Origin of the sequence: Niabella drilacis, from assembly GCF_900101395.1 — a bacterium.
Classification (GTDB): Bacteria; Bacteroidota; Bacteroidia; order Chitinophagales; family Chitinophagaceae; genus Niabella; species Niabella drilacis.
Genome location: NZ_FMZO01000002.1, coordinates 467374 through 482018, shown reverse-complemented (window position 1 = coordinate 482018; position 14645 = coordinate 467374). Strand labels below are relative to the sequence as shown.

General features: G+C 46.7%; 13 protein-coding genes. 5 read left to right on the top strand and 8 right to left on the bottom strand.

Annotated features, from left to right (window positions below):
* Positions 1-62: 62 nt before the first annotated feature.
* Positions 63-1718, bottom strand: coding sequence for a DEAD/DEAH box helicase (locus BLS44_RS05430; RefSeq protein WP_090389016.1), 1656 nt, complete (start codon positions 1716-1718; stop codon positions 63-65).
* Between the two features lie 168 nt (positions 1719-1886).
* The gene (locus tag BLS44_RS05425; protein WP_090389015.1) at positions 1887-2093 is read right to left on the bottom strand and encodes a hypothetical protein; all 207 of its coding nucleotides are present in this window, start codon (positions 2091-2093) and stop codon (positions 1887-1889) included.
* 136 nt (positions 2094-2229) lie between these two features.
* Here BLS44_RS05425 and BLS44_RS05420 point away from each other — a divergent pair, with 136 nt between their 5' ends.
* Positions 2230-2796 carry an RNA polymerase sigma factor gene (locus BLS44_RS05420; RefSeq protein WP_090389014.1) on the top strand — a complete coding sequence of 189 codons (567 nt, stop codon included), beginning with the start codon at positions 2230-2232 and terminating at the stop codon, positions 2794-2796.
* Between the two features lie 7 nt (positions 2797-2803).
* On the top strand, positions 2804-3943 hold the full coding sequence (locus tag BLS44_RS05415; RefSeq protein WP_090389013.1) for a S1C family serine protease: 1140 nt from the start codon (positions 2804-2806) through the stop codon (positions 3941-3943).
* Between the two features lie 513 nt (positions 3944-4456).
* Here BLS44_RS05415 and priA read toward each other — a convergent pair.
* Complete coding sequence (gene priA / locus BLS44_RS05410) at positions 4457-6952, bottom strand: replication restart helicase PriA (RefSeq protein WP_090389012.1); 2496 nt, start codon at positions 6950-6952, stop codon at positions 4457-4459.
* 12 nt (positions 6953-6964) lie between these two features.
* Complete coding sequence (locus BLS44_RS05405) at positions 6965-7717, bottom strand: lysophospholipid acyltransferase family protein (RefSeq protein ID WP_090389011.1); 753 nt, start codon at positions 7715-7717, stop codon at positions 6965-6967.
* A 110-nt stretch (positions 7718-7827) separates the two neighbouring features.
* Between BLS44_RS05405 and mtaB the strand changes: the two genes are divergently transcribed.
* The 3 genes from mtaB to BLS44_RS05390 all read left to right on the top strand — a co-directional run bounded on the left by mtaB (position 7828) and on the right by BLS44_RS05390 (position 11103).
* Positions 7828-9117, top strand: a complete 1290-nt coding sequence (gene mtaB, locus BLS44_RS05400; protein WP_090389010.1) for a tRNA (N(6)-L-threonylcarbamoyladenosine(37)-C(2))-methylthiotransferase MtaB — start codon at positions 7828-7830, stop codon at positions 9115-9117.
* Positions 9118-9450: 333 nt separating this feature from the next.
* Positions 9451-9753, top strand: a complete 303-nt coding sequence (locus BLS44_RS05395; RefSeq protein ID WP_090389009.1) for a hypothetical protein — start codon at positions 9451-9453, stop codon at positions 9751-9753.
* A gap of 90 nt (positions 9754-9843) precedes the next feature.
* Positions 9844-11103 carry a DUF2130 domain-containing protein gene (locus tag BLS44_RS05390; RefSeq protein ID WP_090389008.1) on the top strand — a complete coding sequence of 420 codons (1260 nt, stop codon included), beginning with the start codon at positions 9844-9846 and terminating at the stop codon, positions 11101-11103.
* A gap of 30 nt (positions 11104-11133) precedes the next feature.
* Here the strand turns inward: BLS44_RS05390 and BLS44_RS05385 are convergent, their stop codons facing one another.
* The 4 genes from BLS44_RS05385 to BLS44_RS05370 form a co-directional block, all read right to left on the bottom strand.
* Positions 11134-12228 (bottom strand): glycosyltransferase family 4 protein, encoded by a 1095-nt coding sequence (locus BLS44_RS05385; protein WP_090389007.1) that lies wholly within the window; start codon positions 12226-12228, stop codon positions 11134-11136.
* A gap of 88 nt (positions 12229-12316) precedes the next feature.
* Positions 12317-13597 carry a nucleotide sugar dehydrogenase gene (locus BLS44_RS05380; protein WP_090389006.1) on the bottom strand — a complete coding sequence of 427 codons (1281 nt, stop codon included), beginning with the start codon at positions 13595-13597 and terminating at the stop codon, positions 12317-12319.
* 44 nt (positions 13598-13641) lie between these two features.
* Entirely contained in the window at positions 13642-14124 is a 483-nt protein-coding gene (locus tag BLS44_RS05375; protein ID WP_090389005.1) for a glycosyltransferase, read from the bottom strand.
* Positions 14121-14570, bottom strand: a complete 450-nt coding sequence (locus tag BLS44_RS05370) for a glycosyltransferase family protein (protein WP_090389004.1) — start codon at positions 14568-14570, stop codon at positions 14121-14123. Before BLS44_RS05370 ends, BLS44_RS05375 begins: the two co-directional genes overlap by 4 nt.
* Between the last annotated feature and the right edge of the window lie 75 nt (positions 14571-14645).

Below are 14645 nucleotides of genomic sequence, written 5' to 3'. Positions count from 1 at the left end.
GGGGCTTAAAAGTAAAAAGTGAAATGCAATGCATCTCACTTTTTACTTTTATACTGTAAGTTCTATCCCCTCCTGCGCCCTCCGCCGCTTTCCGCATCATTCATACGGATCCTTCTGCCCCGGTAGTTTTTACCATCCAGAGCTTTGATCATAATACGTGCGGAGGCAGCATCTACTTCTACCCAGCTATTCATTTCTTTCATATCGATCCGCCCCAAGTTATCTTTACTCAGACGGCTCATATCCAGGATGAACTGCAGGAAGCTGGCCTTGTAAAACCCGTCCTTTGTACCCAGGTTTACAAATAACCGCTGGTATTGCCCGTTGCCGGCCCCACGTCCGCCCCTGCTGCTGCGTTCCGCAGCACGTGCGCCTTTCCGGTCATCGCCTCCCCTCAGGTTCAGGTCAACCGAATTCTCATAATATTTCAGGAAACGGTCAAACTCCAGGGCTGCTACCCGCTGCAATACTTCTTCCTTGCTGATGTTTTCAAATTTCTCTTCCAAAACGGGTACATAGGCTTCATATTCACCATGACTGATATCGGCCTTTAGCATTTTGTCAATAAAATGAAAAAACTGTTTACGGCACACATCTTTACCGGATGGGATATCGATCTTATTAAACTTCGTATTGATCAGTTTTTCGATCTGCCGCAGGCGGTAAACCTCTTTGGGGGTTACAATGGAAATTGAGATACCGCTGAGTCCTGCACGGCCGGTCCTTCCGCTCCTGTGGGTATAAACTTCGGTATCGTCCGGAAGCTCATAGTTGATCACATGCGTGATGCCCTGTACATCAATACCGCGTGCCGCAACATCCGTAGCAATCAACAGTTCCAGTGATTTCTCCCGAAAACGGGCCATTACCTTATCCCGCTGGGCCTGGGTCAGATCACCATGCAATGCTTCAATATCATACCCTTCCCTGATCAGCTGTTCTGTAATATGCTGGGCATCGGCCTTGGTCCTCGTAAACACGATCCCGTACATGCCCGGGTTAAAATCGATAATACGCTTTAGTGTTTCATACCGGTTTACATGCTGCGTCTGGTAATACTGGTGCGCAATATTGGTATTAGCCGAGTTGGCTTTCCCTACTGTAATTTCAAAGGGATTTTCCATATAGCGCTTGCTCACCTGCCGGATCTCTTTAGGCATGGTTGCGCTGAACAACCAGGTGCTCTGGCGGTTGGGGGTTTCTTTCAGGATAAACTCAATATCATCCTTAAAGCCCATATTCAGCATTTCATCGGCTTCATCCAGCACCACGTAATGAATATCTTCCAGGTTGATCGCCTTCCGTTCTATGAGGTCAATCAAGCGTCCCGGGGTGGCGGCAACGATGTGCGTGCCCCTTTTTATTTCGCGGATCTGCTGGCTGATAGCGGTTCCGCCATATACAGCCGTTACGTGCACATTTTCCTTCTTTTGTTTAAATGCCTCCAGGTCATTGGCTATTTGCAAACACAGCTCTCGTGTAGGGCAAATAATGAGCGCCTGCGGCGATGGAAAGGATTTATCGATCAGCTGCAGCAATGGCAGCCCAAAAGCTGCCGTTTTACCGGTACCGGTCTGCGCCAGCCCGATAAAATCCTTTGTTCCCTGCAATAAAACCGGTATTGCTTGCTCCTGTATCGGAGTGGGTGTTTGAAACCCGATTTGTTGTAATGACTGAAGTAATCCTTCTTCAATCCCCAACGATTCAAATGTAGCCACTAATATATTTTTATAAAATGAGTCCGCAAAGGTATGGCATTTTATGCTGTTCGAGACTTAAAGTATCGGACAGCCTCCCAAAGTGCAACGTTCAATCCCGAACAACACATAAAAAAAGCCACCCGCCTTAAGGAGGATGGCCCTGTTTTATTGCCGAATATAAATGACTTACTTTTTAGCGGCAGTATCAACCGGAGCCGCCTGGTTGGTGTCGAGGTTTACGATGGTGTCATTACTTACTGCGGGAGGAGTAACGCTGGGCGCATCAATGGGCGCCACTGCGGTTGTATCACCACTTTTTTCACCTTCTGCACTGTTATTGCAGGCAGCGAAACCTAAAGAACTGATTGCCAGAACAATAAATAATTTTTTCATTACTTTAAATTTTGAGTTACTGATTTCAGGTTAATACAAAAAATTCAAAAAGGTAACCCCTGCTCCAGCAAAAAAGTTTTTCTTAGTGCCAAAGGGTTACTATTTTTAAAAAAAAGTATTAAAAATCATACAAAGCGTGAAAGAGACGGTCTTAGAACAGGAAATATTGCTACTGAAGGGTTTAGCGCGCAATGATAAGAAGTCAACCGAAGAAATATATAAACAGCATTACAACCTCATTCAGGCTTTGGTAGTCAATAATAATGGTACAGCCGACGATGCCCGGGATATTTTCCAGGAAGCGATGGTGGTACTGTTCGAAAAGGCCAGGTCAGGAACATTTGAGCTTAACTGCCAGATCAAAACCTATTTATACTCAGTTGCTAAACGCTTGTGGCTGAAGAAGCTACAGCAGCAGAGCCGGTTTACTGAGGAGTGGAATGATGCCGGCAGCCTGGTAAGGGTGGATGATGATCTGGAGGCGCATGAGCAAAAAGATCAGGATTATAACCTGATGCATCATTCGATCCAGCACCTGGGCGAGCCTTGTAAAAGTTTATTGGAGGCCTTTTATTTTAAAAAGAAGAGCATGCAGGAAATTGCCGAAGCCTTTGGCTATACCAATTCCGAAAATGCGAAAACTCAGAAATACAAGTGCCTGATGCGGCTGAAAAAAATATTCTTTTCTCAATATAAAAAGTAGTAGGATAATGCATGAGCATGACAATATATTGTTGACCGAGGCGGTAGAACGGTATATTTCCGGGGAAATGACTCCCGATGAGCGTTTACATTTCGAAAATTTAAGAAAGGCTGATAGCGAGATCGACCAGATGGTAGTGACACATACGCTGTTTATGCAGCGCATGAACCGCTACAATGAATGGCAAAAGTTTCATGCTTCCCTTAACGAGATCCACACCGACCTCGCCACCCAGGGAACAATTGATTCACCCGCACGCAAAGGGAAGGCCAGGCTGGCTTACCTGTACAACCGGTATAAAAGAGTGGCTTCCATCGCCGCTTCTATCGCAGGCCTTACCGCTTTACTGGTTTCTGCAATTTTGTGGTCGGTTACCCCCAAGAGCCACAATGCCCAGATCGAAACCCTGAGCAAGAAATTCAGCTCCCTGGAAAACAAATCGCGCAAACAGGCTGAAGAGATCAATAGTCTGAAAAACAGCCACACCCCGGACCCCAAAACGCCGGAGATCACCTATAGTTCGAGAGGTACCAGCTTTATGATCGACAGTAAAGGATTGTTGGTGACCAATGCCCATGTGATCCAGAATGCAACAAACGTGGCCGTGGCCAGCAACACCGGAACCGAGTATTTTGCTGAAGTGGTATATACGGACCCTGTAAGGGATATTGCCTTGCTTAAGATCACCGATAAAGATTTCAAACCGCTGCCACCGGTTCCCTACGGGTTCTCCCGCAAGATGGCCGACCTGGCAGAGCCGGTATTTACCATGGGCTATCCCCGGGAAGATGAAGAGATCGCCTATACCCAGGGCTACCTGAGCGCTAAAACAGGTTTTAACGGCGATACCCTCAGCTGCCAGATACAGATATCGGCCAATCGCGGTAACAGCGGCAGCCCGATCCTGAATAATGAGGGCGATGTAATCGGCATCTTAAACGGACGCCAAAAGGACCAGGAAGGTGTGGCGTTCTTTATCCGCTCAAAAAATCTTTATAACATTCTGAATGAAGTAAAAGGAAAAGGAAAGACCGACACCACTATTCAAAGTGTAAAATTAAATACCAAATCCTCCATTATAAGTCTTAACCGCACACAGCAGGCGAAAAAGATCCAGGATTATGTTTTCATGGTAAAAGTCAGTTAACCGTTTTTAGTCATCAACCAAGACCAAAGAGGGTGTCTCTGATTGAGGCACCCTCTTTATTTGAAGATGTAAAAGCGGAGGTTCCGGTTATTTTACAAAAAAGCTTCTGATAATCGTTTTACTCCTGAAATCATCTCATAATGAACCGGAATCAATTTTATTAAAATGCGTAATTACTAGTGGTTTGTGAGGACACAAACCACGGCCCACGCCACGGTCAGTGTCCTCACTGACCGAGAAAAGAAATAATTTTGATGCCGGCTTATTATCAGCTGCAAAAGAAGAAAACACCTGATATATTTTAATCAGCATACAGGTACTCCCTGTTTTCATTTACGGGCCTGCGGCTCTTATGCCCGGGTACATGCCATTTTTTTTAACAGATCATATCCTCAAACACAGACATTAAAGTCTTTCCATACAAATCCTTATAATCAATGAGCAAAAAACGATCCCCGGTGGCGCACTACAGATGACCGGCTTAATAATGCTATGTACCCCTTACTCTTAAATTTAAAAGGGATCCACATCCGGGATCACCACTACAGACCGGTATCGTTTTTCCTGATGCAACAGGGCCACATGGTAAAGGACATCCTTCTTGCACTGTTCGATCAGCCGCGTACTTCGCGGCAGCTTTAACAGGAGCTCCATCAGGTATTGATTGCGTACTTTATTAATAAGGGGTTCCGAAGGACCGGTGATATAATTTCCATAGCGGTCCTGGAGCCCCGTGGTAAACCAGGTTGCGGCATCGCGTACCACATCCCTGATCTTATTCTTAAATGTAAGCCGGATCAACCGTGTATAGGGAGGATAGCCAAACTGTTCTCTTTTCGGCAATTCATCATCAAATAAAGCCCGGTATTCATGCTGCTGCACCCGCAAAAGCACCGGATGCTCCGGCTGGGTGGTTTGTATCAACACGCTGCCCGTGCCATGTTTCCTCCCTGCCCTGCCGCTTACCTGCTCCATCAGCTGAAAAGCCCGCTCGTTGACCCTGAAATCCGCGAAAGAGAGAATACCATCCGCATCCACAATGCCCACCAGTTCCACATGCTCAAAATCCAGTCCCTTCACTACCATCTGTGTTCCTACAAGGATATCCAGTTTCTGTTGCTCAAAGTTCTGTATCAGCTGGTCATGCGCATGTTTACCCCGCACAGCATCAATATCCATGCGCCCCACCCGGGCTCCGGGAAACAATTCCTGCAACGCCTCCTCTACCCGCTCGGTTCCAAATTGTTTCTGGATAAAATCATGACTGCCACAACTGGGGCAGGTAACCATCAGGGGATAGCTGGTACCACAATAATGACATACCAGTTTGTTATACACTTTATGATAGTTCAGCGATACATCACAATATTTACATTGAGGCACCCAACCGCAGGTATTGCAGCGCTGATAGGGGGTATAACCTCTCCGGTTCTGAAAAAGGATCACCTGTTTTCCCCGCCCAAGAGCGCCTCCGATGCTTTCGGCAAGGGGAGGGAAAAGGATCGTATCCGCAAATTCTTTTGAGCGGTAACGCCGGGTATCCATGATCCCGATCTGCGGAAGCTCAATATTACCAAACCGCTCTGTTAATAGCACCAGCCCGTACTTTCCGTTCAGGGCATTGCTGTAGGATTCGAAGGATGGGGTAGCACTCCCCAGCACCACCCTGCAATCGCTGAATAAGGATGCAAAATAGATGGCTGCATCCCGGGCATGATAACGGGGTGCCGGCTCCATCTGTTTGTAAGAAGTGTCATGCTCCTCATCACAAACGATCATCCCCAGGTCCTGAAAAGGCAGGAACAGCGAAGACCGGGCCCCCAGGATCACTTTCAGCGAGCCATCCCTCACCTTGTTCCAGATCTCAACCCGCTCATTCTGCGAAAACCGGGAATGATACACGCCTATATGTCCCCCGAAATGCCGCTGCAGCCGGCGGATGGTTTGCGAGGTTAGGGCGATCTCGGGCAACATGTAAAGCACCTGTTTCCCTTTGCGGATCTGCTCCTCGATAAGATGAATATAGATCTCCGTCTTTCCGCTGGAAGTAACCCCGTGCAGCAAACAAACATCTTTTTCCTCCAATGCGCTCCGGATGCGCTCCAACGCGGCCGTCTGTGCAACGGAGAGCTTAAAATTGATCCGGATATCCTTCGGCAGCACGCTGATCCGGTCTACTGCTCTTTTTTCCAGTACCAGGATCCCTTTATCCGCAAGTCCTTTAAGCTGGGTATCACTGGCCCCCGTTTTTTTCAACAATGCCTGTTTCGAAATGATCCCCTCCGTTTTTTGAAAATGCAGGTACCCCAATAACAATTCCATCTGCTTTTCGGCACGCTGCAACCGGGGGTCGCTGTTCAGCAACTGCTCCAGGGCGGCCTCGCTATCATAATCAGGATGCAGCAGCACAAAAGTCTCCTTTTTGGGGCTGTAGCTTTCCTTCAGCGACTCCCATACATAGCAGATCCGGCCCTGGATCAGCCGGTTCACCACGGGGTACACATGATTGCTTTCCAGGATCTGCTGCACTTCGGACAGCTTTAGCTCTTTTCTTAACAGCAGTGCTTCTGCCACCAGGAAGGCCTCCGTGTCCAGCTCCGTAAAATCATCACCCGCCTCTTCGTTAAATACCAGTATGGTTTCACTGCTCAGTTTAAAGTGTGCCGGCAGGGCCGCGGCCATTACCTCCCCCTCTGTACACATATAGTAGCGGGCCATCCATTCCCAAAGTTTCAGCTGCGATTCAAACACCACGGGCACAGCATCCAGAACGTTGACGATCTCCTTTGCTTCAAAGAACTCCGGAGGAGTGGTATGCACCCGCTTGATCACCCCTGCATATTTTTTCGATTTACCCAGGTTCACTTCCACCCGGCAGCCGGCAACAGCACTGGCCTTCAGCTCCTCCGGGATCGCCCAGGTATAGTTCAGCGGCAGTGCCAGCGGAATGATCACTTCGGCAAAGTCTGCCATCGCGGCCGGCGGATGATATGGGAGCTCGTTGTTCATACGTTCGTCACTTTATTGGGGCTCCTGCCTTATCCAGGAAACATTGTACTCAACCAGTTTTTGTTCCATCAGGGCAAAAACTTTTTGTTTTAATTGTTCGTGATCCTTTGGTCCCAGCCCGTCTACCGGCACCTCATCCAGGAACACCACCCTGCATCTGCCCGGGTTCAAGGATAACCGTTTTGTATAGGGCATACGGTCGTAGGTGTCCAGGAACAGCACCGGGCGCACCGGCGTACCGGTCTCCAGCGCCAGCTTAAAGGCCCCGTTATAAAAATCTTTCAAAGGCCGCCCGGTTTCATTAAATGTACCTTCCGGGAAAACAAAGATAGAAATCCCTTTATTGATCACCGATCGCAAGATACGGATGCTCTTTGCCCTCCCTGCGGCCGATTTGCGGTCCACGGTAACGATCGCCCGCTTATAGATAAACCCGAAAACCGGTATTGCCCCCATCTCCACTTTGCCCAGGGCACGCATCGGTTTGCGAAAAACCTTCACCATCACCGGTATATCGAGGTAAGATATATGATTCGCGATCAGGATATATTTTTTTTCTTTATCAAATGGGGCCGTAAAGGTTTTTTGCACGCGTATGCCAGCAAGGGCAAACCAGAGATCAGCCCAGGCCGTACAAAGCATATAAATCATATTCCCCCCCCTTATCCTTCCTAAAAATGCCGCCAGGATACAAAGCGGAAAAATAAGCAGCATAATAACGAGGAACACCACTGCCGCATAGATCGTATACAATAGTCGCAACATAGTTCTTAATCCCTCAAAAATAGCTGCTTATGATAAAATAATATGCGGATATTTCTCAACAGCCTCCGAAAACGCCTTATCGGGTAAATTTCCGTAATTTTGCAGCCCTTATGCACAGTGCAAAAACAGTGGCGTTCCACACACTTGGTTGTAAACTCAACTATTCTGAAACTTCCTCCATCTCCCGGTTGATGGAGCGGGAGGGTTTTGAGAAAAAAGAGTTTACGGACGTTGCAGATGTGTATGTGATCAACACCTGCTCGGTAACCGATAATGCCGATAAAGAATGCCGTCAACTGGTGCGCCGCATCCAGCGTAAAGCCCCGGAAAGCCTGGTAGTCATCACCGGCTGTTATGCACAGCTAAAACCCGGGGAAATCGCAGATATTCCCGGGGTGGATCTTGTACTGGGCGCCGCGGAAAAGTTCAATATCGTAAGACATATCCGGGAACTTTCTAAAAATGACGCGGCCAAAATATGCAGCTGCGATATTGAGGAAGTAACCGGCTTTCACAGTTCCTATTCCATTAACGACCGCACCCGCACCTTCCTTAAAGTACAGGACGGATGCGATTATACCTGTTCCTTTTGCACGATTCCGATGGCCCGCGGCAAAAGCCGGAGTGCCTCTATTGACGCCGTTATTGAAGACGCTCGCTCCCTGGCCGCCTCCGGGGCAAAAGAGATTGTGCTCACAGGTATCAACCTGGGCGATTTTGGGAAAGGCCCGGATGGCAATGCTGCTGCGGCCATTACCGGCCGCAGCGAAAATTTTTACAAACTGATACAGGAGCTGGACCAGGTTGAAGGGATCGAACGGTTCCGGATCTCGTCTATTGAACCCAATCTCCTGGGGAATGAGATCATCGAATTTGTGGCCAACAGTAAGCGGTTCATGCCCCATTTCCATATTCCCCTGCAAAGCGGAAGCAATACCATCCTGGGGGCCATGCGCAGAAGATATAAGCGGGAACTGTATGCCGACCGTGTGGGCCACATCAAAACACTGATGCCGCATTGTTGCATTGGGGTGGATGTGATTGTGGGGTTTCCTGGTGAAACGGACGCTTATTTCCAGGAAACCTATGATTTCCTGCACCAGCTGGATGTATCCTACTTCCACGTTTTTACCTATTCAGAGCGGGCCAACACCCATGCGCTTTCCATTCAGCCGGTAGTACCGGTACCCCTGCGGAATGAACGGAACAAAATACTGAGGAACCTGTCCTATATGAAAATGCAATACTTTGAGCAGCAGCACTCCGGTCAAACCCGGAAAGTATTGTTTGAAAACCATAACAAGAATGGTATGATGGAAGGCTACACGGATAACTATATCCGCATCTCCACCCCTCATCGTACCGAATGGGAGAACCAGGTCATTGACTGGAAATTATAGTTTTTGACTGTTGATGGTTTATTCCCATATTTATTTTTATTGATTCCAACCAGTTAGCTACACCCCTTTCCACATTAACATTTTCTTCTTATTTGCTGGTACAGCATGGTATTGTATTTGCTCTTTTTCTGATGAAGAAAAATACTGATAAAGCTCTTTAGACCTTTAGACATATGCCCTGAAACCGTTTACAGGACTGGCTTGTAGCCAATAACGTTTTAATATTTTTTATATTATTTATTAACAAATCCTGTATAACACAATCGACCGATCCGGCGTTTAAGCAAGTAAGTAAACCTTTATTAATTTATATTTTTTATTAAAATTTTAATCATGAAAAGAACTACAAAAACAGTAATGCTGGCGTTAGCCGCAACCGTGATCACAGGAAGTGCCTTTGCCCAGGTGGACAGTACAAAAACAGACTCTACAGTAGTGGCTACGGACTCTACCCAAACAGATAACAAAAAAGAAGATACCGATAAACAAAAAGAAGATACAACAACTACACCCACTCCGCCTCAGGCTTTTGTTGCTCCTTCAGTAAAAAGCAACACCTACGTTTTGGTTGCTACCAACAGGGAACTGATGGGCAACAGGAAAACAGCGATCGAAGCAGAAAAGCAGGAAGCCTGATTAAAAAGAATCCGGTTCGTCAAAAACCACTCTGGGAATCCAGCGTGGTTTTTTTTTATTTTGTAAGTTTGACCGAAGAATGAGAAAATTATGTCTACAAAAATAAAATGCCCGAACTGCCAGCACGAATTTCCGATAGAGGCTGCGCTTACCGATGAGCTGAAAAATGTTATTGAGAAAGAAAAAGACGGCTTGCGCAAACAAATGCAGGACTATAAGAAGAACAAGGATGAAGAAATTGCACAGCTGAAAAAAGCGGCGGAGCTCGAAACGTCCAGGGCCAATGAACAATGGCAGCAAAAACTCAATACAGAAAAACAGTTACTGCAAAAACAACTGGAGGAGCAGCTGCGCAAAAGCATCAGTAACGACTTTGAAAGCCGCATGGGTACTTTGCAAAAAGCCAACGAGGAAAATGAAGAAAAGCTCAAACTGGCCCGGCAAAAAGAGGCCGATTTTTTAAGAAAGGAGCAGGAATTCAAGACCCGCGAAGCCGAGCTGGAGATCACCGTTCAGAAAAAGCTACATACAGAACGGGAAAAACTGACGGAAGAGTTACGACGTATTGAAAACGAAAAAACAGCGTTAAAGGAAAGTGAGTACCAGCTGAAATTAAAAGAGCTGGAAACACAACTGGAACAGCAGAAGAAGCTTGCAGCGGAGATGCAGCGTAAAGCAGAGCAGGGCTCCATGCAGCTACAGGGTGAGAGCCAGGAGCTGGCCCTGGAGGAAATGCTGGCGGCGGCCTTTCCCTTTGACCTGGTTGAAGAAGTAGGAAAAGGGGTTCGGGGCGCCGATTCGATCCAGACCGTCCGCAATAACCTGGGTATTGCCTGCGGCAAGATCATCTGGGAAAGTAAACGGGCTGAAAACTTCGGGGGCGACTGGATCGAAAAATTAAAGGCCGATATGCGCAGCCAGGGTGCAGATGTAGCTGTGCTGGTCACCCGCCGCTACCCCAAAGATATGGAGCGTTTTGGCGAAAAAGAGGGCGTTTGGATCTGCAATTTTAACGAAGCAAAGGCGCTGGCCAGCGTGTTGAGGGATGGCATCATCAAAGTCTTCAATGCCTCTAAAAGCCAGGAAAATAAAGGCGACAAAATGAACCTGCTCTACTCCTACCTTACCAGCCCTGAATTTGCCGAGCAATGGAAAGCCATCCGGGAAGGCTTTTTAAGCATGAAGATCTCGATTCAGAAGGAGCGCGATGCCATGGAACGCCTCTGGAAGGCCCGCGAAAAACAGCTGGAAAAAGTATTGCTGAACGCAACACATATCCGCGGCTCCATCGATGGCATCAGCGGCCTGGAGTCGGTGGACCTGAATTTATTGGGGTATGAGGAGGAATAAAGTAAACGCCCTAACCGCTCTTTACCCGGTTCATACGGTGTCTAAAAGTTCCCCATATAATGCCTGTAATTTCTCCATCACATTTTCTGCAAAATAAGGCTTTACAATTTTCAAAGACAAAGCCCCCATTTCCTTCAACTGTTCCGGATGCTGAACAAAAGAGTCGATTCGTTCCCACAAAGCCGCTTTATCCCCGGGCTCAATCAAAAATCCGTTCCGCCCCTCCTTTACGACCTCAGGTATGCCCCCTACCCGGGTAGCAATCACAGGCTTGCCATAGCTCATAGCCTCCAGGATGGAAATTGGCAGCCCTTCATTATAAGAAGGGAGTACGTAAACATCACAGGCATTCAACAGCTCCTTTTTTTTTGAACCATCCGCCCATCCCACAAACTCGACCATATCCCGCAACTGATACTCATCAATCAATCTTCCTAGCTTTTCAATTTCACCGTTTCCTCCTATATAAAATTTTGCAGCATCTTTTAACGCATCGCGATGCACCCTGATCACCTCTATCAGGTCAAAAACCCCTTTCCGGTTGCCAATAAGGCCAAGAAAAAGAAAAGAAACAGGCAATTTCTGCAAAGAAGCGGACGCGGGGGGGCACGCGGGTTGTTCTACAATATTCTCCAGTATCACGATCTTATTAGGCACAGAGCAATGCTCATAAAACAATTTCCACTGAGGCGAAAGACAAATGATGCAATCAACGTTATTCATACAGTGCCGAAACATCCTTCTCGTAATACCTGTTTTCCGCTGATAAAAATCCTTAAGCTCAGAACCATGACTATGAAAAATAACCTTTCGCTTAAACAGGTACTTTGACAGCAGGAAAACACCATACTTCCTGTAAAAACTGCCTTTTGCCGCACCATGTATATGCACAATACGTATGTTCCTGTTCAAAAGCAATTTCAACACTACCTGGCAGCATGCATATACGTATACAGGCAATGATCCAAGCTTAAATCTTGTTTTTGCCTCGGGGTATGTAGCAACAAAATGGAACGGACAAAAATAATTGCTGTATGCATTTACCACTGCACCAATACCACCACGATAATTTTTATATGCCGGGGCTATGGTAAGTACCCGGGCGGATATCCTTGAATTGATCACTTTTTTATTTCCTTTTGGGTTGAATCACTTTTACGGCACCGCATTCTTTAACATGCTTTTTCATATTGCGTTCCCGCTCAAAACCAATCTATAATTTATTATCACAATCCTTCAGGATGCCTTTAACATCGTATACAATTGCAGGGTTCTTCTTCAGCCTTGCCAAGTCCATTTCCAAAAACTCCTTGTGTGCCACCCCCAACACAATGGCATCGAATTTATCAACGGGCAGCGCTGTTGCGCTTTCGATATTATATTCGCGAAGCACTTCTTCCGGATTCGCCCTTGGATCAACAGTTGTTATTTTAACACCATAATCTGCCAATGCCGCAATAACGTCCACTATCTTTGTATTGCGCACATCCGGGCAGTTCTCTTTAAATGTGATCCCCAGCATTAGTACTTCCGCACCATTCACATTAATCCCCTTTTTGATCATCGTTTTTATTACCTGTGCCGCAACATATTCACCCATGGAGTCATTCAAACGGCGTCCTGCCAGAATAATTTCCGGATGATACCCGTGCTCCTGTGCCTTTTGAGCCAAATAATACGGGTCTACTCCAATACAATGCCCCCCCACCAGCCCAGGTTTGAACGGCAGGAAATTCCATTTTGTACCCGCCGCCGCCAGCACATCCTGTGTATTAATTTCCAGGATATTAAAGATCTTAGCCAGCTCATTCACAAAAGCGATATTGATATCCCGTTGCGAATTCTCGATCACCTTAGCAGCCTCCGCCACCTTAATGGTCGGCGCAAGATGTGTTCCTGCTGTAATTACAGACCGGTAGACCGCATTCACTTCACGACCGGTTTCGGGTGTAGAACCCGATGTGACTTTCAATATTTTTTCAACGGTATGCTCCTTATCACCCGGGTTGATGCGTTCCGGTGAATAGCCCGCAAAAAAGTCTTCATTAAATTTCAGCCCGGATATCTTTTCCAGCACCGGGATGCACTCTTCCTCGGTAACACCGGGATAAACGGTTGATTCATATACAACGATATCTCCCTTTTTCAATACTTTGCCCACAGTTTCCGACGCTTTATAAAGCGGTGTCAAATCCGGGCGGTTATGTTTATCAACCGGTGTAGGTACGGTCACTACATAAAAATCAGCGCCTTCGATATCCGTCAGCTGGTCAGATACAAACAAACCTGTTTCACCCACATGATATGGATTTTCCCCAACCAAAACATTCCGCAGCACATCATGCTCTACTTCAAAAGTCAGATCTTTTCCCGCACGTAATTCTTCGATGCGCCTCCGGTTGATATCAAAGCCAATAACCGGATATTTTGTAGCAAACAAACGGGCCAGTGGTAATCCAACATACCCTAACCCAATAACTGCAATCTTTTTCATACTAATTATAATTGATAATATTAAGTCCTCCTGATCCGATACGCTCACGGGCAATTTATAAATTCCCTGACAGCATCGACCAGACCGGATGACGCCACTTTTCCTATGCGATGCAACGGTTTTAACGCCCCGCTAGCACCTTTTAACACCAGGGACTCCAACTGTTCCGCAGTATATGCCACATTTATATAGCCCATCGCCTCCAGCTTCTTTACAGTGGCCAGCTGATGTTCATTCCTCGTTTCTCTTAGTGAGGCCAGACGGGGGAAAACGATGATTGGCTTTTCAAACTCGAAGGCAGACAGAATCGTCCCCATGCCTGCATGACTCACAATAAAGCTTGCCTTTTTAAATAACTGTTCGAACGTCTTTGGTGGAACAAACCCCAGTACCTCCATATTCTTTACGTTATATTCCGTATCAGATAATTGAGCCACTATCTTTTCGGAAACGCTTCCCGCAAGAATATCCATTGCCTCAACAAGCCTGTCGAACGGTTCATGTGTTCCAATTGTTAATAATATCATGATAATATATTTCCCTGGTATGAAAATTTTGAACTACTTAAATCCTTCCACTGCGTAAGTGCTTTGTGAGCAAAACGCGACGCAATTTTTCCACTTAAAGAAAGGTCTTCTGCGTTGGCGATACTGTCTATCCACAGTGTTCGCGCTCCGCATAGGCGACCGGCGATTATTGCAAGGAGACCGGGCGCCGCCCCGGTAGTAATAATCACATCGGGTTTCACCTCCCGGACAACCCTTATCACCAGGAAAAAAGTGTGTAGGATCCCTAATTTATTCCAACGCGTTGCATTCTGTACAAAATAGAACGGGTGCGGCGCTACCATTTCTCTAAAATTTTCCTTTGTAGACAAAAAGGATACCGTATGCCGGTCAAATGCGGGCATCAACCTCAAAAGCTGTACCCAATGCCCCCCCGCTGACGCAACAGCAAGAATACGTTTACTCATATCTCTATTATTTTATTTGATGCAATACCAATTACTTTCCGCTCCAATCAAACCCGATAAAAAAAACGGATATAC

Bases quoted from the DNA above. Each gene is read 5' to 3' on its own strand.
- BLS44_RS05425 (WP_090389015.1), bottom strand. From the start codon at position 2,093: ATGAAAAAATTATTTATTGTTCTGGCAATCAGTTCTTTAGGTTTCGCT.
- BLS44_RS05415 (WP_090389013.1), top strand. From the start codon at position 2,804: ATGCATGAGCATGACAATATATTGTTGACCGAGGCGGTAGAACGGTAT.
- priA (WP_090389012.1), bottom strand. From the start codon at position 6,952: ATGAACAACGAGCTCCCATATCATCCGCCGGCCGCGATGGCAGACTTT.
- BLS44_RS05405 (WP_090389011.1), bottom strand. From the start codon at position 7,717: ATGTTGCGACTATTGTATACGATCTATGCGGCAGTGGTGTTCCTCGTT.
- mtaB (WP_090389010.1), top strand. From the start codon at position 7,828: ATGCACAGTGCAAAAACAGTGGCGTTCCACACACTTGGTTGTAAACTC.
- BLS44_RS05395 (WP_090389009.1), top strand. From the start codon at position 9,451: ATGAAAAGAACTACAAAAACAGTAATGCTGGCGTTAGCCGCAACCGTG.
- BLS44_RS05390 (WP_090389008.1), top strand. From the start codon at position 9,844: ATGTCTACAAAAATAAAATGCCCGAACTGCCAGCACGAATTTCCGATA.
- BLS44_RS05380 (WP_090389006.1), bottom strand. From the start codon at position 13,597: ATGAAAAAGATTGCAGTTATTGGGTTAGGGTATGTTGGATTACCACTG.
- BLS44_RS05375 (WP_090389005.1), bottom strand. From the start codon at position 14,124: ATGATATTATTAACAATTGGAACACATGAACCGTTCGACAGGCTTGTT.
- BLS44_RS05370 (WP_090389004.1), bottom strand. From the start codon at position 14,570: ATGAGTAAACGTATTCTTGCTGTTGCGTCAGCGGGGGGGCATTGGGTA.